The sequence below is a fragment of the Nocardia sp. NBC_01503 genome (assembly GCF_036327755.1).
Lineage (GTDB): Bacteria > Actinomycetota > Actinomycetes > Mycobacteriales > Mycobacteriaceae > Nocardia.
The window spans coordinates 4558329-4579662 of record NZ_CP109596.1; the positions used below are offsets into that span (position 1 = coordinate 4558329).

Annotated in this window: 10 protein-coding genes; 6 read left to right on the forward strand and 4 right to left on the reverse strand. The window is 67.9% G+C overall.

Annotated features, from left to right (window positions below; genetic code table 11):
* Positions 1-47 precede the first annotated feature (47 nt).
* Together OHB26_RS20560 and OHB26_RS20565 are read left to right on the forward strand one after the other, a co-directional pair.
* On the forward strand, positions 48-851 hold the full coding sequence (locus tag OHB26_RS20560) for an isoprenyl transferase (RefSeq protein WP_330178903.1): 804 nt from the start codon (positions 48-50) through the stop codon (positions 849-851).
* Positions 848-1258, forward strand: coding sequence for a hypothetical protein (locus tag OHB26_RS20565; protein WP_442942687.1), 411 nt, complete (start codon positions 848-850; stop codon positions 1256-1258). Before OHB26_RS20560 ends, OHB26_RS20565 begins: the two co-directional genes overlap by 4 nt.
* 30 nt (positions 1259-1288) lie before the next feature.
* On the opposite strand, the gene OHB26_RS20570 is transcribed toward OHB26_RS20565, so the two are convergent.
* Positions 1289-1915: a TetR/AcrR family transcriptional regulator gene (locus tag OHB26_RS20570; RefSeq protein WP_330178904.1), complete on the reverse strand. Its 627-nt coding sequence runs from the start codon at positions 1913-1915 to the stop codon at positions 1289-1291.
* Positions 1916-2017: 102 nt separating this feature from the next.
* Here OHB26_RS20570 and OHB26_RS20575 point away from each other — a divergent pair, with 102 nt between their 5' ends.
* Positions 2018-2986: a hypothetical protein gene (locus OHB26_RS20575; protein WP_330178905.1), complete on the forward strand. Its 969-nt coding sequence runs from the start codon at positions 2018-2020 to the stop codon at positions 2984-2986.
* 127 nt (positions 2987-3113) lie between these two features.
* On the opposite strand, the gene OHB26_RS20580 is transcribed toward OHB26_RS20575, so the two are convergent.
* The 3 genes from OHB26_RS20580 to OHB26_RS20590 all read right to left on the reverse strand — a co-directional run bounded on the left by OHB26_RS20580 (position 3114) and on the right by OHB26_RS20590 (position 4876).
* Entirely contained in the window at positions 3114-3527 is a 414-nt protein-coding gene (locus OHB26_RS20580) for a Fur family transcriptional regulator (RefSeq protein WP_330178906.1), read from the reverse strand.
* Between the two features lie 2 nt (positions 3528-3529).
* A complete protein-coding gene (locus tag OHB26_RS20585) occupies positions 3530-3925 on the reverse strand; it encodes an ArsR/SmtB family transcription factor (protein ID WP_153806432.1) in 396 nt (131 codons plus the stop codon).
* 105 nt (positions 3926-4030) lie between these two features.
* Entirely contained in the window at positions 4031-4876 is an 846-nt protein-coding gene (locus tag OHB26_RS20590) for a hypothetical protein (RefSeq protein ID WP_330178907.1), read from the reverse strand.
* Between the two features lie 381 nt (positions 4877-5257).
* Here OHB26_RS20590 and OHB26_RS20595 point away from each other — a divergent pair, with 381 nt between their 5' ends.
* From OHB26_RS20595 to OHB26_RS20605, 3 genes are all read left to right on the forward strand, one after another.
* Positions 5258-6649, forward strand: a complete 1392-nt coding sequence (locus OHB26_RS20595; protein ID WP_330178908.1) for a glycine--tRNA ligase — start codon at positions 5258-5260, stop codon at positions 6647-6649.
* A gap of 190 nt (positions 6650-6839) precedes the next feature.
* Entirely contained in the window at positions 6840-7553 is a 714-nt protein-coding gene (locus OHB26_RS20600) for a DUF6875 domain-containing protein (RefSeq protein WP_330178909.1), read from the forward strand.
* A 6-nt stretch (positions 7554-7559) separates the two neighbouring features.
* Positions 7560-21320: an amino acid adenylation domain-containing protein gene (locus OHB26_RS20605; protein WP_330178910.1), complete on the forward strand. Its 13761-nt coding sequence runs from the start codon at positions 7560-7562 to the stop codon at positions 21318-21320.
* The last annotated feature ends 14 nt before the right edge of the window (positions 21321-21334 follow it).

Sequence of the window (21334 nt, forward strand, 5' to 3'; positions counted from 1 at the left end):
GTGTGAAAGCCGTGGGCGTGCTCACGTAGTCCGAGGCGTCGGGCAGGATGGTGGGCGTGATCGGTACTCGCAAGCCTTCCGCGGCCCAGCGCACGGTGCGTCCGCCCTCGCCGCATCCCTCGGGTGCGACGCCGCCCGCCATTCCCGCCGAGTTCGTGCCCAGGCATGTGGCACTGGTGATGGATGGCAATGGTCGGTGGGCGCAGGAGCGTGGGTTGGCGCGCACCGCGGGGCATGAGCGCGGTGAGGCGGTGCTCATGGATACCGTCGAGGGCTGTATCGAGATCGGGGTGAAGTGGCTGTCGGCGTACGCCTTCTCCACCGAGAACTGGCGGCGCAGTCCGGATGAGGTGAAGTTCCTGATGGGCTTCAACCGCGATGTGATCCGGCGGCGGCGCGACGAGATGCACGAGATGGGTGTGCGGGTGCGCTGGGCGGGGCGGCGACCGCGTCTGTGGCGCAGCGTGATCAAGGAGTTGGAGATCGCGGAGGAGCTCACCCAGGACAATGACGTGATGACGCTGACCATGTGCGTCAACTACGGCGGTCGCGCCGAAATCGCCGATGCGGCAAGGGAAATCGCGCGCCGGGTGAAGTCCGGGGAGATCGATCCGGAGAAGGTGAACGAGGATACCGTCGCGCGTTTCCTGGACGAGCCGGACATGCCGGACGTGGACCTGTTCCTGCGCCCGTCCGGTGAGTTCCGCACCTCGAACTTCCTCATGTGGCAGTCCGCGTACGCCGAATTCGTGTTCCAGGAAACGCTTTTCCCGGATTTCGATCGCCGCAATCTGTGGGATGCCTGCCTGGAGTACGCCAAGCGGGACCGGCGCTTCGGTGGGGCGAAGTGAGCGAGGAACTCTCCACCGCGGAGGAGTTGCAGGCCCGCGCCGGTGCGGCGCTGGCCCGCTATGACGTGGCGGTGCGGGTGGAGGACGGCGGACTCGGCTTCGAGTTCGACGGTTCGCTCTGCTCGCTGCGCGGGGTGAATCTCTCCCCGGGCCTGGATGTGCTGACCCTGACCTGTGTGCTGGCCTGGGATCGCCCGCTGAAGCCGCAGCTGCACAAGCGGGTTGCCGAACGCAATGCCGCATTGCAGTTCGGCTCGATCACCATCGTCGGCCATGACAAATTGGCCGATATCATTCTGCGCTATACCTTCCCGGCCGCCGGGCTCGCGGATGAGCCGCTGGCGACCATGCTGCTGCTGGTGCTCTCGGGTGCGGGTCGCGCGCGCCAGGGCCTGGTACTGCCCTGAGGGATTCACCGCCGCCGCAGTGAATCCTGTTCAGTTGGGCGAGGTTTCGGCCAGCGGCAGCCTGTCGTACGCGGGCAGCAGCTGTTCGACCCCGCGCGTGAAGGATTCGGGATCGGTATCGCCCAGAATGAGGAATTGCAGGATGAAGCCGGGCAGTAGGCCGATGAACGCCTTGGCCACCGCCTCGGTATCGGCCTCCGGTGGCAGCCAGCCGATATCGCGCATGCGGACGGCGTAGTCGGCCCAGAGTCGGCGGATGCCACCGATGCTCGTGCGCACATAGTCGGCGATATTGGGGTCGGTGAGCGCGAGTGCCCATGCCTGCGGAATGAGCCGGACCGGGCCGCCCGGACCGGAGAGTCGCACCACGGTCTCGGTGATGGTGCGCACCAGCTCCGGGGGAGTGGGCAGCGGATCGCTGTAGACCGCCTCGCTGAGGGCGGCGCGCAGATCGACGGTGGCCTCGGTGGTGAGGGCCGCGATAATGTCGTCCTTGGACTTGAAGTAGCGGTAGACCGCACCCGCGGAGAGGCCGGATTCGGCGAAGACGTCCTGCATGGTGGTGGTGTGCAGACCCTTGCGGGCGAAGCACGTTTGCGCGGCGTCGAGGATCTGCTGCCTGCGGCGTTCCAGGTGTTCCGCACTGACTCGGGGCATGACCCCAAAGTAAAACGAATATCCGTTCTTGACAAGGTGACAGCTCGATGTCAGGGTTGTCCCAATCTAAAAGAACGAACATTCGCTTTATGGAGTGTCTTGATGAACGCCACCCAGCGCGCTGTCGCACTCGGCCTCGCCGCCGCCCTACTGCAAGCCGTCATGCTCATCGCCTTCGCCTGGCCCGCCACCAATATCAAACCGCGTGATCTGCCCGTTGCCGTCGCGGGTCCGCAGGCCGCGGCCGTCTCGCGACAATTGGCCGCGCATGGCGCCGCTGCCTTCGATATCCGCACTGTCGCTGACGAATCCGCCGCTCGCCAGGCCATCGCCGATCGAGAGGTATACGGGGCCGTCCTGACCGGCGGCCAGCCGGTGGTCCTGATCGCCTCCGCTGCGAGTCCGGCAGTGGCGCAACAACTTACGGCCATCGCTCAGCAGCTCTCGGGCGCTCCGGCGGCCGCCGTTCAGGATGTGGTCGCCGCCGATCCGGATGACCCGCGCGGTACCGGCTTCGGTGCGATGGTGCTGCCGCTGGCCCTGTCCGGCATCGCGGCGGGTGTGCTACTCACCCTGCTGATTCCGTCAATCGCCTTGCGCGGCATAGGATTGGCGACCTTCGCCATCTCGGGTGGACTACTCAGTATGAGTATCGTCGCGGGCTGGCTGTCCCTGCTCCCCGGCTCCTACCTGATGCTGGCGGCCATCGCCGGACTGGTGTGCTTCGCGGTCGCCGGAGCCGTGGTTGGCCTCGGCGCGGCAATCGGCCGCGCGGGCATTCCGGTGGCGGCGCTGGCCATGCTGCTGGTCGGAAACCCGTTCTCCGCGGCCACTTCCGCCCCCGAACTCCTCCCGCGGCCCTGGGGCGCCGTCGGCCAGCTCCTGCCCCCGGGAGCGGCCGCCAGCCTGCTCCGTTCGGAAGCCTTCTTCGATGGAGCCGGGGCGAGCGCTCCGCTCACCGTGCTACTGGTCTGGGCGGTGGCCGCGGTGGCCCTGCTGGGGGTAGGCATCTACCGCTCCCGGGCGGCTGCTCCGGTCCCGGCCCTCGAACCAGTGCCCGGCGTGGGCTGAACGCCCTCGTCATCCCGGTGCGTTTTCGGCCGGGATCCACCAAATCAGCTGTCGCGCTGCGGGTGTGGATCCCGGCCAAAAGCATGCCGGGATGACGGGGGATGGAAGGGGCGGTGGTGCAGGGTGTTCAGCGCTTGGCGGCGGCGCAGCCGCTGCAGCTGCCGAAGATTTCCATGGTGTGGCTGATATCGGTGAAACCGTGTTCCGCCGCAATGGAATCGGCCCAGGCCTCGACCGTCGGGCCTTCCACCTCGACGGTGCGCCCGCAGTGGCGGCACACCAGGTGATGGTGATGTCCGGTGGAGCACTGCCGGTACACCGATTCGCCCGAGTCCGTACGCAATACGTCGACCAGTCCGGCGTCGGCGAGCGATTGCAGGGTGCGGTAGACGGTGGTCAGGCCGATGCCCTCACCGCGTTTGCGGAGCTCGTCGTGTAGCTCCTGAGCGGAGCGGAATTCGTCGATATCGGTGAGCAGAGCCGCGATGGCGCTGCGCTGGCGGGTGCTGCGGACGCCCACCGTCTTCTCGGTCGTTCCCATGATCACCCCTCCTCTGCGTGCGCGACGGCGTCGATGACGATATGCGCCAGGTGTTCGTCGACGAGTTCGTAGATGACCTCGCGTCCGGTTCGCTCACCGCGCACCACGCCGGCCGATTTGAGGATTCGCAGGTGCTGGCTGATCAGCGGTTGGGTCACGCCGAGAGTATCGACCAGTTCGTGCACGCAGCGCGGTGATTCGCGTAGTTGCAGCACAATGGCGATGCGTACCGGTGCGGCGAGGGCGCGCAGTAGTTCACCGGCCGAGTCCAGGATGGTGCGCGACGGTACCGCGGGTGGTAGCGGCGACCGGTAGGGATACGGGTCGTGCGGTATCGCGGTCGGAGCCTCGGTCGCGACGCGTGAGCGCCGCAGGGGGGCACCACTGTCCGTGGTCATCGAACCAACTCCTTATTGGAAACCGATGCCATTCTTATATGCAAGCATATGCATGTCAAACCCGACACTCGGGGAAATGGCATACATGCGGATGTGCCTGCCCGGTCAGCAGTCGTTTTCGGTGGGGAGGGGGATGGTGGGGTCGAAGTACTGGCCGGTGGGGCGGACCTGGGTGCCGTAGCTGGGGGATTCGCTGTAGGAGGGGGCCAGGAAGCCCTTGCGGAACCAGTCGCAATTGCCCGCGTAGGTATGGGAGCGGGTGTTGTCGATCCACATGCCCTGGGAGGGGGCGTCGTAGGCGGAGTCGTCGATCCAGGTGTAGTCGACCTCCTCGCGGACCAGCACGATGATTTCCATCGGATCGCTGATCTCATTCGGGTGTGGGGCCTGGAAGGCGTACGCGACAATGTAATTGGTCTTGATCACCAGTTCGCCCTTGTCGTCCAGCGCGGCCGACATCGCGCCGTCGACGCGCGGGCGTGACGGTAGCAGCTGGAATCCCGGTGCGAGTTTGGTTGTCACCCACCAGGTTTCGCCCTCATTGCCCGGGGTGAGCTTGGGTCGGATGTCATCGGCCATGCCTTGGGCCACCAGTGCCAGGATCGGCTCCGCGTCCCCGGTCTCGAGCACATGCTGCTCCAGTCGCGCGAGCACGATCAACCGCTTGGCGAGGTTCTCCGCCGCCGCCACCTGCTCGATCGGGAACCGCCCCACCGGTTGGGCGACGGGCACCTCGATACCGTCCCCGCCCTCGCGCCACTGATTCGCGGGCGTATCCCGGAACGGATGGTCCGGATTCACGCGCAGATAGCCATTGGGCAGCGTCGCCGGCACGGCCGGAATCGTCACTTTGATCGACCGGTCATGATGGCGCAGCAGATGCGGCAGCGTGAAGCTCCCTGCCAACAGCACGATCACCACCAGCCACGGCACCAACGTCCCCGGCCGCATTCGCTGTCGTGGTGCGGGCGGTCCCGGAGTTGGTGTGGATGGTCGTGATTCGGCTCGCCGATCCGGTTGCGGCGGCGGCACGGACATATGGTCCCAGGGCCGGTACTCGTCATCGTCGCTCGGATGGTTCCACGTCATTTCGCCCCCGGCCCTGCCGTCCTCTTCGCGCGCGACAGCGGCGTGATCCCGAGGGACAGAACCGGTCGCCCTACCTACTATCTCGTGTGGCAGACCCCGGAACGTATCCCCGAATCCCAGGGGCACCGACCTGCGAACCCGGCCGTGGCGCGCTGCCCGCTCCCGGCGAAAATTGGTTGGCCCGGTACCGATAGGCTTGAGGACGTCCCTTGTAGTTTTCCGGACCGGATGGAGATTTCCTCAGTGGCACCCAAGTCGAAGGTGGACACCGTCGCCAACCTCGCCAAGCGCCGGGGTCTGGTGTACCCGAGCGGTGAGATTTACGGCGGCACCAAATCGGCGTGGGATTACGGTCCGCTGGGAGTCGAGCTGAAGGAGAACATCAAGCGCCAGTGGTGGCGTTCGATGGTCACCAGTCGCGAGGATGTGGTCGGCCTCGACTCGTCGATCATCCTGCCGCGTCAGGTGTGGGTGGCCTCGGGTCACGTCGCGGTCTTCAACGATCCGCTGGTGGAGTGCCTGAACTGCCATAAGCGGCACCGGCAGGACCACCTGCAGGAGGCGTACGCCGAGAAGCACAAGGTCGAGGACCCGGACAGCGTCTCCATGGAGCTCATCGTGTGCCCGGATTGCGGCACCGTCGGCAAGTGGACCGAACCGCGCGACTTCAACATGATGCTCAAGACCTACCTGGGCCCGGTGGAGTCCGAAGAGGGCATGCACTACCTGCGCCCGGAGACCGCGCAGGGCATCTTCGTGAACTACAAGAACGTCGAGACCACCGCGCGCAAGAAGCCGCCGTTCGGTATCGCCCAGATGGGCAAGAGCTTCCGCAACGAGATCTCACCCGGCAACTTCATCTTCCGCACCCGTGAGTTCGAGCAGATGGAGATGGAGTTCTTCGTCAAGCCGGGCGAGGACGAGCAGTGGCATCAGTACTGGATCGACACCCGGATGGCCTGGTACACGGACCTGGGCATCGATCCGGAGAACCTGCGCCTGTACGAGCATCCGAAGGAGAAGCTCTCGCACTACTCCACCCGCACGGTGGATATCGAGTACCGCTTCCGTTTCCAGGGCAGTGAGTGGGGCGAGCTCGAGGGTGTCGCGAACCGCACCGACTTCGATCTGAAGACCCACTCCGAGCATTCGGGTGTGGATCTGAGCTACTTCGATCAGACCTCGGGTGAGCGCTACACCCCGTACGTGATCGAACCGGCGGCCGGTCTGACTCGTTCGCTGATGGCCTTCCTGGTCGACGCGTACCACGTGGAGCAGGTGCCGACCGCCAAGGGCGGTCTGGAGGATCGCACCACGCTGCGCCTGGATCGTCGTCTGGCGCCGGTGAAGGCCGCGGTACTGCCGCTCTCGCGCAACGCCGAGCTCTCGCCCAAGGCGAAGGATCTGGCCGCGCAGCTGCGCCGGAACTGGAATGTCGAGTTCGATGATGCGGGGGCCATCGGCCGCCGCTACCGCCGTCAGGACGAGATCGGCACCCCGTTCTGCATCACCGTCGACTTCGATACGCTCGAGGATCACGCGGTCACCGTGCGCGAGCGAGACACCATGGCGCAGGAGCGGATTGCGCTTGATCAAGTAGAGGGCTACCTGGCCGCACGCCTCATCGGTGCATGATTCCAAGGATTCTGGGAAGACCGGTCAATACATGACCGGTCTTTTCTTTATTCGGATGCCCCTGAAATTTGGGGCGCCGATAGGTAATTGGGTATGCGACTACTCGTGTTAACAGCCCATGACCGGCGCACTATTAATAGGTATAGGGCAACGGCGCCTGCCGCTGAAGCTCGATCTGCCGAGGTGAGTCATGAGCGAGCGTGTTATCGGCCCCCGCTCGGGGCTGCAATGGGTCTCATTGGGAGACACTGGATCGACTTGTCCCGCCGCGCGTTCCACGGTCGCGGTATTTCGATCTTGGGCTGAATCCTTTCTGGCCCAACCCAGTGATGAACTGGGACGGGATGGACCGGTTTGTCCGTATGTGCGCCCGTCCATGCGCCGGGATCTGTTGTGGCTGGCCCAGGTACCGGCCGCCGAGCCGCGGGCCGTGTGGGTGCGGGCCATCATCCAGGACGCACTCGAGGTCTATCCCGAATTGCCCACCGGCAATGGGAGTTCGACATCGGTGTTGCGCGGAATGATCACGGTGTTCCCGAATTTGGTTGACTATTCATTGATCGACGAGATTCACGCCGAATTCAAGACCAAATTCGTGGAACGCGGTGCGATGCTCGGGCAATTCTACCCGGGATGCGATCAGCCCGGATTGTGGAACAAAGACTTCCGGCCATTGGACGCGCCTATGCCCATGCTCGTGGTGCGCTCGATGATGACAACCGATTTCCCTTTCCTGCTGGAGAAGTCGGAATGGATGAACGCGTATGTGCGCAAGTTCGCACCTGGACTACCCGCGCATGTGCGGGCGGTCATGGTGGGGCGCCTGACGGCACGCCCCGACTCCTGGGTTCCGGCGTATGAGGAACAGCGGGAAGACGAATCGTGCTCGACCAGTACCCGATGAGGCGTTATGACCCGCGAACTCGCGGCGGAGCAGACCGCCACCGTCTTCCCGCTCTCCCCGGCCCAGCTCGGCATGTGGTACGCGCAGCAACTGGATCCGAGTGTGCCGCTCTCGGAGGCGCAGTACATCGAGATGCGCGGCCGACTGGATCTGCCCGCGCTACGTAGCGCGGCGGTGCTCGCGGCCCGCGAATTCGGCTCCGGCGTACTGCGATTGGTGGAGATCGAGGACCGGCCGTACCAGGTGGTCGACCCCAATATCGAGCCCGCGGTGGGGTTCCTGGATTTTCGTGATCGACCGGAACCCATTGCGGCGGCGCTGGATTGGATGCGATCCGATGTGGCCGCGCCGATCGACCTGCTGGGCGAGCGGGCCGGGATCACCACGGTGATCCGGGTCGGCGATGACCATCACCTCTGGTACACCCGCGCCCACCACATCCTGATCGACGGCTTCGGCTCGGTGACCATGCTGTATCGCGTCGCGGAGCTGTACAACGCCGCCGTGCGCGGGACTCCGGCACCGGATGGCACCGCCGCCGCACTGCTGCAAGTGCACGAAGCCGAACTGGCATACCGGGATTCGAGCCGATTCGGCACCGATGAGCGGTATTGGCGCGAGGTGACCGCGGGGATGCCGGAGCGGTGCAGTCTGGTCTCGGCCACCGCACCCGCCTGTGCCCTCGGACGCGAAGCCCGCGCACAGCTCGAGGAGGGCACCGCCGCCCGCCTGGAGAGCGCGGCGCGCCGCTTCGACGCGAGTTCGGCCATGGTGGTGATGGCGGCGCTGGCGCTGTACTACGGGCGCTTGACCGCCAGTGAGGATGTGGTGCTGAGTCTCCCGGTCTCCGGCCGCACCACGGCGGTGCTGCGGCGTTCGGGCGGCATGATCGCGAATGTGGTGCCGCTGCGGGTGCGGGTGCCACGCGATGGGCGGGTCGGCGAGGTGCTCGACGCCGTCCGCGTCGCGGCCTCGGGAGCCCTGCGCCACCAGCGATTCCGCGCCGAGGATATGCATTGGGGTGGCGGCGGTCAGCCCGCTGCCGGGCATCCGGAGGGCGGACCGGTGACACCGTCCGCGCCGGACGCATCCGATGGACCTACGGGCCCCGTGAGTACGGGGCGGCCCGAGTTCGGGCGGGGGTTCGTCGGTCCGGTCATCAATATCATGCTGTTCCCGGCGGGAATCGACTTCGACGGGGTGGAGTCGAGCCTGCATGTGCTGACGTCCGGGCCGATCGAGGATTTGTTCGTCAACTTCTACCAGCACGGCGCCGGGGCGTCGATTCACGTCGACTTCTCGGCGAATCCCCGGTTGTACGACGAGGATTCGCTGGCGCGGCAGCATCGGCGGTTTCTGACGCTGCTGGAATCGCTGCTGGACGCGGAGGCGGATACGCCATTGGCGGAGCTGGCGTACTGCACGCCGGACGAGCAGCCGCTGCTCGGCGGTGTGCACGGCGGCCAAGCGCCCGAATCTCGTTTGCTTCCCGAGATTTTGGCGGATGGGCTGCGTGCGGCGGGGCGCTCCGGCCTGGCGGTGGTGGGCAGATATCGGCACCTCACCTACGGCGAGTTGGATGAACTCTCGAATCGATTGGCGCGCAGGTTGTTGCGCGGGTCCGCGGCGGACGCTCCCGGCCCCGCACCGGCACTCGGTCCGGAATCGACTGTACTGCTTGCGCTTCCGCGCTCGGTCGAGGCAATGGTGGCGCTGTGGGCGGTGGCGAAGACCGGCGCCGCCTTCGTACCCCTCGGCACCGGGATGCCCGCCGATCGCATGGCGCGGATCGCCGCCGAATGCGGGGCCGAGCTCGGATTGACCCATACCGGCACGGCAGAGCTGCCCGACGCGGTGCGCTGGATCGCCTTGGACGACCTGCTCGCCGAGGGGGATACGTGGCCCGAGTCCGCCGCGCCACTGGCGGCACACGAGCTGCGTGGCCGACCGCACCTGGCCAATCCGGCGTATGTGGTGTTCACCTCCGGCTCGACCGGCACGCCGAAGGGCGTCGTGGTCACCCACACCGGGCTCGCGGGTTTGGCCGCGGCGGTGGTGGATTCGTATCGGGTCACCCCCGGTGCGCGAGTCCTGCAATGCCTGAATCCGAGTTTCGACGCGTCCGTGCTCGAGTGGCTGATGGCCTTCGCCTCGGGCACGATACTGATAGTGGCCGAGTCGGATCCGGTGCTGGGAGCCGAATTGGCCGCGCTGATCCGCGAATACGGCATCACCCAGGTGTGCTCCACCCCGGCGGTGCTGTCCACCCTGGAGCCCGACGCCCTGAACGGCGTCCGCGCGGTGTCCTCCGGCGGTGAGCCGACGCCCCCGGATATCGTGGCGCGCTTCGGAATCGGCCGTGCGCTGCTCAACTCCTACGGCCCGAGCGAATCCACCGTGGCCGTCACCTACACCGGGGGCCTGATCCCCGGTGAGAACGCGGGCATCGGCGATCCCATCCCCGGTGCGGGCATGCTGGTCCTGGACCGCTGGCTGCGTCCGGCACCTGTCGGGGTCGCCGGTGAGCTGTACGTGACCGGCCCGGGTGTCGCCCGCGGCTATGTCGGCAGACCAGGTCTGACGGCGGAGCGTTTCGTCGCCGCTCCGGGCGGTGCGCGCAGGTATCGCACCGGTGATCTGGTGCGCTGGACCATGACCACTTCGCACCTTGGCTCGGAATCCCACGCGTCCGAGACGAATTCCAAGGCCGTTCTGGAGTACGTCGGCCGCGGCGACTTCCAGGTCAAACTGCGCGGGATGCGCATCGAACTGGGGGAGATCGATGCCGCGCTGAATACGCATGCGGCCGTGGAGATCGCGGTCACCGTGGCGCGGCCCGCGCCGAGTGGCGGCACCATGCTGGCGGCGTATGTGGTTCCGCACGCGAGGGTGACGGTCACCGAGGCGGATCTGCTCGATCATGCGTCCCGGCGCCTGCCGCCCTATATGGTTCCGGCGACCGTCACCGTGCTGGGCGCGCTGCCGCTCACCGCGAACGGCAAGGTGGATCGGCGGGCGCTTCCCGAACCCGTTGTCGCGCAGCCAGTTCACCAGACCGAGCCGGAGAGCGAAACCGAGCGCATCCTCCGCACACTGTTCGCTGAGATTCTCGGTACCGCCGAGGTCGGTCCGCATACGTCGTTCTTCGCGCTCGGCGGCGATTCGATCATGGCGATCAGCCTGGTTTCCCGCGCCCGGGCCGCGGGCCTGATCTTCTCCGCCCGTGAGGTTTTCGAACACCGCACGCCCGCCGCGCTGGCCGCCGTGGTCGGCCGGGCGCGGGATGATCGCGCCGAACTTCCCGAGCTTCCCGGTGGCGGCCTGGGCCGTCTTCCCCTGACCCCCGTCGCCGCATGGCTGCTGGCGCGTCCGGGCTGGGAGCATTTCGCCCAGTCGATGGTCGTTCAACTTCCGTTGGGCATCGAGCAGGAGGCCCTGACGCGCACGGTCCAGGCGCTGCTGGATCGCCACGACATGCTTCGCGCGCGCATTGTCGACACGCCCTCCGGCATCGAGTTGGAGGTCCAACCACCACATCTGGTCGACGCGAGCGCGGCCATAGCGAGAGTTTCTCGCTCCCAGCTCGATTCGTCCGACACGGGCGCCGAGACCGCCGTACGGCCCGTCGATGACGCAACGGATTCGGGGCTCGCGGCGACGGTGACGCGACTGAATCCGCGTGCTGGAATCATGATCGCACTGACCTGGCTGGACGCCGGTCCCGCCACGCCCGGTCGACTCCTGATCGCCGTACATCATCTGGCCTGCGACGCGGTGTCGTGGCGAATTCTGTTGCCGGATCTCATGTCCGCGTGGTCCCAGGCGTCGGTCGGTGCCGCGCCGGCTCTGCGGGGCACGGGCACCTCCATGCGGACCTGGGCGCATGCGCTGCGGGACCTCGCGGCGAATGCCGCGCCGAACTGGCCACTGAACGAATTCGATTACTGGCGAGGGGTTTTGGCGCAGGACCCGCTGGTCGGCCGACGGCGATTGGACCCTGCGGTCGATACCTACGGTTCGGCCGGACGGCTCGAGGTCGAAATCTCCGAGGCTGCTTCGGCGGCGCTGGCGGGTCGTCTCCAGGCGGCGTACCGGTGCGGTGTCGAGGATGCTTTGCTGGCGGGGCTGACACTGGCGATAGCGCGCCGGCGGTGCGGCCGAGGGCGGTTCGGCGCTGGCGGCGCGGCGATGGTGGTCGCAGTGGAACGGCATGGGCGGGATGAGGCCGCCGTACCGGGAGCGGATCTCTCGCGGACGGTCGGCTGGTTCACCTCGCAGGTGCCGGTTCGATTGGGGCCTGTTGTGCTGGAAGGCTTCTCGAAGCCAGGATGCGCGGGAGAGCTGCTGGGTGGGACCGGAGACGAGTTCGGGGTGCGGCAGTCGATCGCACCGAACTTCGGGCCGGGCACAGGCCCGGGGTGGGTCCCCGAGCGAGCGGTGAATCTCGAGCCCTGGCGGACCGGATCCGCGATCGCGGCGTTGAAGTCGGTGAAGGACCAACTTCGGGCCGTGCCCCGGGGCGGGTTCGGTTATGGACTACTGCGCTATCTGAACTCCGCGACCTCGGGGGAGCTGGCGGCGATGCCCGAGCCGCAGCTGGGATTCAACTATTTGGGCCAGATTCCGGATATGGAGGTGGCGGGGGACTGGATGCCGGTGCGGATGGCGGCGCGGCTCGGTGGGCATGCCGATGCGGAAATGCCGCTGGCGGCGGTCATTTCGGTGGATGCGGTGACCTTGGAGTCCGAGCGGGGACAGCGGATTCGCGCGGTGTGGCAATTCGCCGCGGAGGCGGTCGACGGTGCCGAGGTGGCCGAGCTGGCGCGCGAGTGGGTGGCCGCGGTCGAGGAGATCGCCGACCTGGTCGCTACTCCGGACGCGGGTGGGGTTACGCCCGGAGATCTGGCGCTGCTGGAGACCACGCAGGTCGAAATCGATTCCTGGGAGCGGGATTACGGTCGTCTGGATGATGTGCTGCCATTGACGCCCTTGCAGCGCGGGCTGCTGTTCCAGGCGCAGTTCGCCGCGGGCGGGGCCGATGGCTATTCGGTGCAGGCCGTGATCGATGTGGAGGCCGACCTCGAATGGGATCGGCTGACCGCCGCGGCGCGGGCGCTGGTGCGACGGCACGAGGTGTTGCGCGCGGCGTTCGTGCAGTCGCAGGAGCGCGCGGTACAGGTGATCTCGGCCCAGGTCGAGGTCCCGTGCGCGTATCTGGAGGCGTTCGATGCCACCGAAACCGAATTGGATGAGATCGCGGCGCGGGAGTTGTGGACACCCTTCGATGTGGCGCGGCCACCGCTCATCCGCTTCCTGTGTATTGCGCTGGGGCAGCGCAGGTTCCGGATCGTCATCACCAATCACCATCTGATTCTCGACGGCTGGTCCATGCCGCTGCTCTTCGCCGAACTCGTCGGGCTCTACGAAACTCATGGGGACGACAGCGGTTTCGCACCGCCGACCCCATTCGCCCGCTACCTCGAATGGCTCGCTGCCCGCGATACGGAGTCGGCCCGAGCGGCCTGGGCGCATGCGCTGACCGGATTGGCCGGGCCGACCCTGGTCGCCCCGGCCGCCCCGCGCGCCGATGTGGCCGCCCCCGTGGCGCACGAGGTGTCGCTCCCGCCCGATACCGCCGAGCGCCTGCGCACCCTGGCCGCGCAGTGCCAGGTCACCGTGAACACGATCGTCCAGGTGGCGTGGGCGCTACTGCTGGGTGAGCGGACCGGCTCCGCCGATATCGTCTTCGGCGCAACGGTATCCGGCCGTCCGCCGGAGCTGGCGGGTGCCGAGCGCATGATCGGCATGCTGGTGAATACCGTCCCCGTGCGTATTGTCCTGGACCCCGCCGAATCCATTGCCGAGCTGCTGGCGCGGGTGCAACGTGAGCAGGCCGCCCTGGCCGAGCGGCAATTCCTCGGCCTGGATGAGATCCACGCTCGCACCGGCTTGGGCGCGCTGTTCGATACCGCGACGGTCTTCGAGTCCTATCCGGTGGATGCGGCCGCCCTGACCGCCGCGACCCGGCAGGCCCGGCTGTCGGTGACGGGTATTCGCGCCCATGACGGCACGCACTATCCGCTGTCGCTGGCGGCGTACGCGAATCCCGGACTCCGGCTCGAACTGACCCGCTCACCGGTGTACTTCGATGCCGCACAGGCCGATTCGATCGCCGCTGGACTGGCGCGCCTGCTCATCGCCCTCACCGCGGACCCCCATCGCCGCGTATCGACCCTGCGCACCTGCGATCCGGTCGGTACGCCAGCCGTCCGGTACGGCACCCCGGCGCTACCGGTGCGGCTGCTACCGGACCTGCTTACCGCGACCGCACTTCCCGACTCCGTGGCCCTCGTCGACCCGCTGAGTGATCCGGCCGGGCAGCTGACCTATGCGGAGCTCGACGAGCGCGCCAATCGGCTGGCGCGCAGTCTGATCGCCTCCGGTGCGGGTCCGGAGCGCACCGTACTGGTCGCCCTACCGCGATCGCTGCGCTCCATGGTGGCGATCTGGGCGATCGCCAAGACCGGTGCCGCCTTCGTCCCCGTCGATATCTCGCAGCCCGCCGCGCGTACCGCGACCATCGCGGCCGAATGCGCTGCGGCACTAGGTATCACGGACTCCGGGTGGCACAGTGACCTGCCCGCGGACATCGCCTGGATTCAGCTGGACGCGCCGGAAACCATTGCCCGGCTGGATGAGCTGTCCGCCGACGCCATCACCGACGCCGACCGTCTCGCCCCCCTTCGCCCAGAGCATGCCGCGTATGTCATCTTCACCTCCGGCTCCACCGGCACCCCGAAGGGAGTCGTGGTCACCCACACCGGTCTGGCGAATCTGGCGGCGGCCACCACGCAGCGCTGCCTGATCGACCGCGATACCCGCACCCTGCACTGTCTCAACCCGGCCTTCGATGCCGCGATCCTGGTGTGGCTCTGCACCTTCGCGGCGGGCGGAACCCTGATCATCGCCCCGCCCGACGCCAATGCCGGAGCAGAGCTCGCGGCGGTTCTGATCGAGAGCGCTGCCACCCATCTGATCTGCACACCGACCGTACTGGCCACCCTCGACGCCGCTGAACTGCGCACGGTGCGCGGGATCGTCACCGGGGGCGAGCCCTGCCCACCGGCACTCGTGGCCCGGATGGCCGGGGTCGCGGTATCGACGGACCCGGCGCGTGAACCCGCACGCCCCGAGGCCGGGCCGGTCACCACCGCCTCGATGGTGAATGTCGAACGCATTCTGGTGAATTCGTACGGTCCGGCCGAGACCACGGTCGCCGCCGCGTACGGCGAGCCGATGACGGTCGAGAACACCGCGATCCTGGGCTCCCCGGTGCCGGGCGCGATCCTGCTCGTGCTGGACGGCTGGCTGCGCCCGGTCCCGGTGGGCGCGGTGGGTGAGCTTTATGTGCGCGGTCCGGGTGTGGCGCGCGGATACGCCGCTCGCGCGGGTCTTTCGGCGAGCCGATTCGTCGCGGACCCCTTCGCGGCGGGGCAGCGGATGTATCGCACCGGTGACCTCATGCGCTGCACCGCAGCGGGATTCGAGTTCATCGGCCGGTCCGACTTCCAGGTCAAGGTGCGGGGCATTCGGGTGGAGCCCGGCGAGGTCGATGCCGTGCTGGTCACCCATTCTCGGGTCGAGTCCGCGATCACCGTCGCACGCCACACCTCCGCGGGCGCAACGGCGCTGTGCTCGTATATCACCCTCGCCGTACCCGAGCCGCCCGTCGCAACACCTGCTCCGGCATCCGCGCGTGCGGCGGCCATCGCGAGCGCGGAGTTGATCGCGTGGGCGGGGGAGCGGCTACCCCGCTATCTGCTGCCGTCGAGTATTCAGGTGCTCGCGGAGTTGCCGCGCACCCGCACCGGCAAGATCGATCTGCGCGCACTGCCGGAACCCGTTGTGGTGCAGGCGGAGTATGTCGAGCCGGTCGGCGCCGAGGTGTTGATCGCGGCGACCTATGCCGAGGTGCTCGGCCACGAACGAGTCGGCGCGCACGACGACTTCTTCGCCCTGGGCGGCGATTCGCTGATCGCCACCCGAGTCTCGGCGCGCTTGACCGCCGCACTCGGCTCGGCCGTACCGGTACGCCTGCTGTTCGAAGCTCCCGTCGTCACCGATCTGGCCCGGCGGCTGGCCGAAGCCGACCGCGCGACAGCCGGCCCCGAGCTGGTGTGCGGACCGCGCCCGGACCCCGTGCCGCTGTCTCCGGCGCAGCGGCGCATGTGGTTCGTGAACCGCTACGATCCGGACTCCCCGGCCTACAACGTGCCCGTGGCACTGCGGCTTTCGGGCCATTTGGATCTCGTGGCACTGCGGACCGCGCTGCGCGATGTGATCGAGCGGCATGAGACCTTGCGAACCGTGTACCCCGATATCGATGGTGTCGGCGGTCAGCGCATTCTCCCGGCGGCGGAGGTTCCGCTCGATCTGGCACCGACGGCGGTATCGTCCGGAGAACTGCCCGGCGCGGTAATCCGCACGGTCACAGCGGGTTTCGATGTCACAGCCGCGGTTCCGTTGCGGCTGCGGCTGTTCCGCCTCGCACCCGATGAGCATGTGATCGTGCTGGTCGCCCATCACATCGCCACCGATGGTTTCTCCATGGCTCCGCTGACCCGCGATGTGGCCGCCGCCTACGCCACCCGCGCCGCCGGGCGGCAGCCGGTGTGGGGTGAGCTCTCGGTGCAGTACGCCGACTACACGCTGTGGCAGTTGGCGCGACTGGGCGCGGAGGACGATTCCGAGTCCCTGCTCGCCCATCAGATCGAGTACTGGTCCCGGACCTTGGCGGACCTTCCGGATCACCTGGAACTACCCGCGGACCGGCCCCGACCGGCACGCGCCTCACATCGGGCGGGGGAGTGCGCGATACGGCTGAGCGGTCCGCTGACGGCCGCGATCGAACAATGTGCCCGCAGACACCGGGCCACCCCGTTCATGGTCGTACACGCGGCGCTGGCGGTACTGCTGGCCCGGCTGAGCGGCACCGCGGACGTGGTCGTGGGTACTCCGCTGGCGGGGCGCGGGCATCGCGATCTCGACGACCTCGTCGGCATGTTCGTCAACACCCTGGTACTGCGCACCGGGGTGCGGGCGGGCGACACCTTCGCCGAACTGCTGGACCGGGTGCGCGAGACCGATCTGGCCGCCTTCGAACAGGCCGATGTGCCGTTCGAGCGGTTGGTGGAGGTGCTGGCCCCGGTGCGTTCGGAGGCGCGACATCCACTCGTCCAGGTCATGCTGGTCTTCCAGAATCTGGAGATTCCGGAGCTGCGACTGCCCGAGTTGACGGTCGCGCCGATCGATCTGCCGCAGACCAACACCCGCTTCGATCTGAGCCTGACCGTGGTCGCCGACGCCGAGGGTATGCAGCTGCGGTGCGGTTACGCCACGGACCTTTTCGATGAATCGACGGTATCGGCCTTCGCCGATCGGCTGATCCGGCTGCTGACCGCGAGCACTGCGGAACAGGCTGTGCCGGTGGGGGATATCGATCTGCTGACCGATCCGGAGCGGCGGGGACTGCGGCTCGAAGCGGTCCCGGCCGCCGCACCGCGCACACTGGCCGAGCTCATGGCCGATGCCGTCGCCGCCGATCCGGACGGTGTCGCGGTGGTCTGCGCTGATCGGCGGCTCACCTACCGGGAGATCGATGAGCGAGCCCGGCGGCTCGCCGGACAACTCGCCCGAGCCGGAGCCGGACCGGAAACCCTGGTGGCCGTGGGCATTCCGCGCTCGGTCGAATCGGTGCTCGCGGTCTGGGCGATCGCCCGTACCGGAGCGGCCTTCGTACCGATCGATCCGGCGTATCCAGCCGAGCGGATCGCCCGCATAGTCGAGGTCTCCGGGGTGACTCTCGGCCTGACCGTGGCGGCGCGGCGCGACCGGCTGCCCGATTCGGTCGACTGGTTGACCCTGGACGGTCCGGAGGATTCGCGCGCTGATCTGCCGATCGAGCAACGGTCACGGCCGGAGAACCCCGCCTACGTGATCTTCACCTCCGGTTCCACCGGTGCGCCCAAGGGTGTCATGGTGACGCACGCCGGGTTGGCGAATCTCGCCGTGGCGCAGCGTGAACGCGATGGCATCACCGCCGAATCCCGCGTGTTGCACGTGGCCTCACCGAGTTTCGACGCCTCGGTCCTGGAACTGGTCATGGCGTTGAGCGCGGCCGGAACCCTCGTGGTCGCCCCGCCCACCGTCTTCGCCGGACCCGATCTGGCGGAATTGCTCGCCCGCGAGCGGGTCTCGCATATCGCCATCACCCCCTCGGCATTGGCGACGGTCGACCCGGCGGGTCTGGACGCATTGCGCGTGATCATCACCGGTGGCGAACCCTGCCCGCCCGAACTGGTCACCGCCTGGGCGGCGCCGAATCGCCTGCACTTCAACGACTACGGCCCCACCGAGACCACGGTGTGGGCGACCGGCAGTGCCCCGCTGCGCCCGGGTGATCCGATCATGATCGGTGCGCCCGCGCCCGGCGTGCGCGCACTGGTCCTGGACGACCGGCTCCGCCCGGTGCCCGACGGTGTGGTCGGTGAGCTGTACCTGGCCGGTATCCCCTTGGCGCGCGGCTACTTCGACCGCGTCGATCTGACCGCCACCCGGTTCATCGCCGATCCCTTCATGCCCGGTGAGCGCATGTACCGCACCGGCGACCTGGTTCGCCGTCGCACCGGGAATCTGGAGTACCTGGGCCGCACCGACACCCAGGTGAAGCTGCGCGGCCTGCGCATCGAACTCGGCGATGTGGAGGCGGCGCTGACCGCTGATCCGGCGGTCGCCCGCGCGGTGGCCTTGGTACGGGAGGACGCACGGGGCGGCATGCTGGTCGCCTACGTGGTTCCCGAAGCGGGGCAGGAAGTCGATTCGGCAGAGCTGAAGAGACAAGTGGCGCAACGACTTCCGTCCTACATGGTCCCCTCCGCCATCATGTCTCTGGACGATCTGCCGCGCACGCCCAACGGCAAGCTCGACCGCGATGCGCTCCCCGCGCCGGTGCTCACCACCGGCGCGCAGGAGCCGCCCTCGGGTCCCGAGCAGGAGGCGGTGGCCGCCGTCTTCGCCGAAGTCCTCGGCGTCGATCAGGTCTGGCGCGACGATGATTTCTTCGCCCTGGGCGGTAATTCGCTCATCGCGACCCGGGTGGTCGCCCGGCTCGGTGGTGCCCTCGGCGCCACGATCCCGGTGCGCGCCCTCTTCGATGCCCCGACCGTGGCCGAACTCGCCGCGCTGCTCGCCTCCGGTGCGGCGACCGATCGCCCGGTGCCCGGTCCCCGCCCGCGCCCGGACCGTACGCCACTCTCGGCGGCGCAGCAGCGCATGTGGTTCCTGAACCGCTACGATCCGGGATCGCCGGTCTACAACATCCCCGCGGCCTTCGAAGTCGAAGGGGCCCTGGATATTACGGCGCTTCGTGCAGCGATCGACGATGTGGTGGCCCGCCACGAAACCCTGCGCACCACCTATCCGACCGGCCCGGACGGCCTGCCGTATCAGCGGATCCTGCCCGCGACGCCGGGGGCCACACCGCTGACCGAAATCGCCTCCAATGCGGGGGAAGTCACGCAGCGCCTGATCTCCCAACTCTCGCGCGGCTTCGACATCACCCGGGAGCCGCCGCTGCGGGTCTGTGTGCTGCACACCGCACCGCGGCACGCCGTCCTGGCCATGGCCGTGCACCATATCGCCGCCGACGGCTGGTCCACGGCTCCGCTGGCGCGAGACGTGCTGGGCGCGTATCTGGCTCGTGTCTCAGGAGGGGAGCCGGATTGGACTCCGCTGCCGCTGCAGTACGCCGACTACGCCCTCTGGCAGCGAGAACTCCTGGGCTCGGACGCCGATCCGGAGAGCCTCGCGCAGCGCCAACTGGACTTCTGGCGCTCCACCCTCGCCGCGCTGCCCGAGGTGCACGGCATCCCCACCGATCGTCCGCGGCCCGAGATGCCGTCGGGCATCGGCGGTCGAATCGAATTCGCCGTTCCCGCAGCGGTTCACGACAGCCTCCAGGTTCTGGCGCGCGCCCAGGGCGCGAGTCCGTTCATGGTCGTGCACGCCGCCCTGGCGGTCCTGCTGGCCCGACTCTCCGGCGAGACCGATATCGCGCTCGGCTCGGTGGTCGCGGGCCGCGGTGACGGCGAATTCGACGACCTCGTGGGCATGTTCGTGAATACGGTCGTGCTGCGCTCGCGGATCGACCCGGCCGCCGCGTTCACCACCACCCTGGCCGCCACCCGGCGTGCCGACCTCGCCGTCTACGGCAATATGGATCTGCCCTTCGAACGTCTGGTGGAGGCGCTGGCCCCGGCCCGCTCCACCGCACAGCATCCGCTGTTCCAGGTGCTGCTGGCCTTCCAGAATGTGCAGATTCCGCGAACCACCCTGCCGGGCTTGGAGATTCGCCCCGTCGAAGCCCCGGCCCCCGGTTCGAAGTTCGATCTCGAATGGATGCTGGCCGAACAGTTCGGCCCGGCCGGTGCACCGAATGGCATCACCGGTTCGCTGACCTTCGCCACCGACCTCTTCGACCGCGCCACCGCGCAGTCCATGGCCGATGCCTTCGTCGCACTGCTGACGGCGGTCGCCGCCACCCCGCAGGCTCCGGTGGGCGATCTCGAGATCCCCGGCGGGCTTCCCCCGCTCACGGCGAGGATTCAGGACGAGGACCGCCCCGCGGTGACGATTCACCCCGAGCCGGAGCGCCGCCCCTACCGCGCACCGCGCACCGATGCCGAACGCGCCCTGACCGAATCCTTCGGCACCGTCCTGGCCGCCGAGCGCATCGGCGTCGACGACAATTTCTTCGAGGTCGGCGGAAACTCCATGGCCGCCGTCCAATTGGTCACCCTGGTCCGCGAGCGCACCGGTAACCCCATGCCGCTGCAGTGGATGTTCCTGGACCCGACCCCCGCCGCCCTGGCCCGCCGTCTCACCGAGGCCGCCGAGCAACCGGAGGTGGAGCCGTCCCTGCGGGTGCTGCTGCCCATGCGCCCGATGGGTGACGGTCCGGCGCTGTTCTGTATTCACCCGGCCGTCGGATTGGCCTGGTGCTACGGCGGATTGGTGCAGTACGTCGACCGCGCCCATCCGGTCTACGGGCTGCAATCCCCGGGTGTGGTGGATGGCGGCACCGCCGACCGCACCATCGGCGATCTGGCCGTCCGCTATATCGAGGAGATGCGCAGGGTGCAGCCCGAGGGCCCGTATCACCTGCTCGGCTATTCGGCGGGTGGTCCGATCGCGCACGCCATCGCGGTCGAATTGCGTCGTCGCGGTGCGGATGTCGGCTCGCTGATCATGATGGACGCCCGCGCTCGGGTACGGATCACCGCCGATTCCGATCTGCCGCCGCTGGCCATGCTGTTGGCCGAATTCGGTGGAATAGACGTCCCCGCCGGATACGACGGCGTGACCCCCGCGCAGGCCGCCGATCTGCTGGAGGCCTCCGGAATCTCTTTCACCGCAACCGAAATCGAGCACTTCTACAGTGATCTACAGCATCTGCTGCGGCAGATCTCCGAGCATGAGCCCGAGGTATTCGACGGTGACCTGCTGTTCGTCTCCGCCGCGGGCAATCCGGACCCGACCCCCAATCTGGAGACCTGGCGGCCGTTCATAGCCGGGCGGATCACCGACCAGCCGGTCGCCTTCACCCATAATCAGTTGGTCACCGCCACCGCCCTGGCCGAGATCGGGCCGCTCGTCGGCGCCTATCTGGATCGCCCGGCGAATCCTATTGGCATCGACCCCACCTGGTGAACAATGGGCGGGGA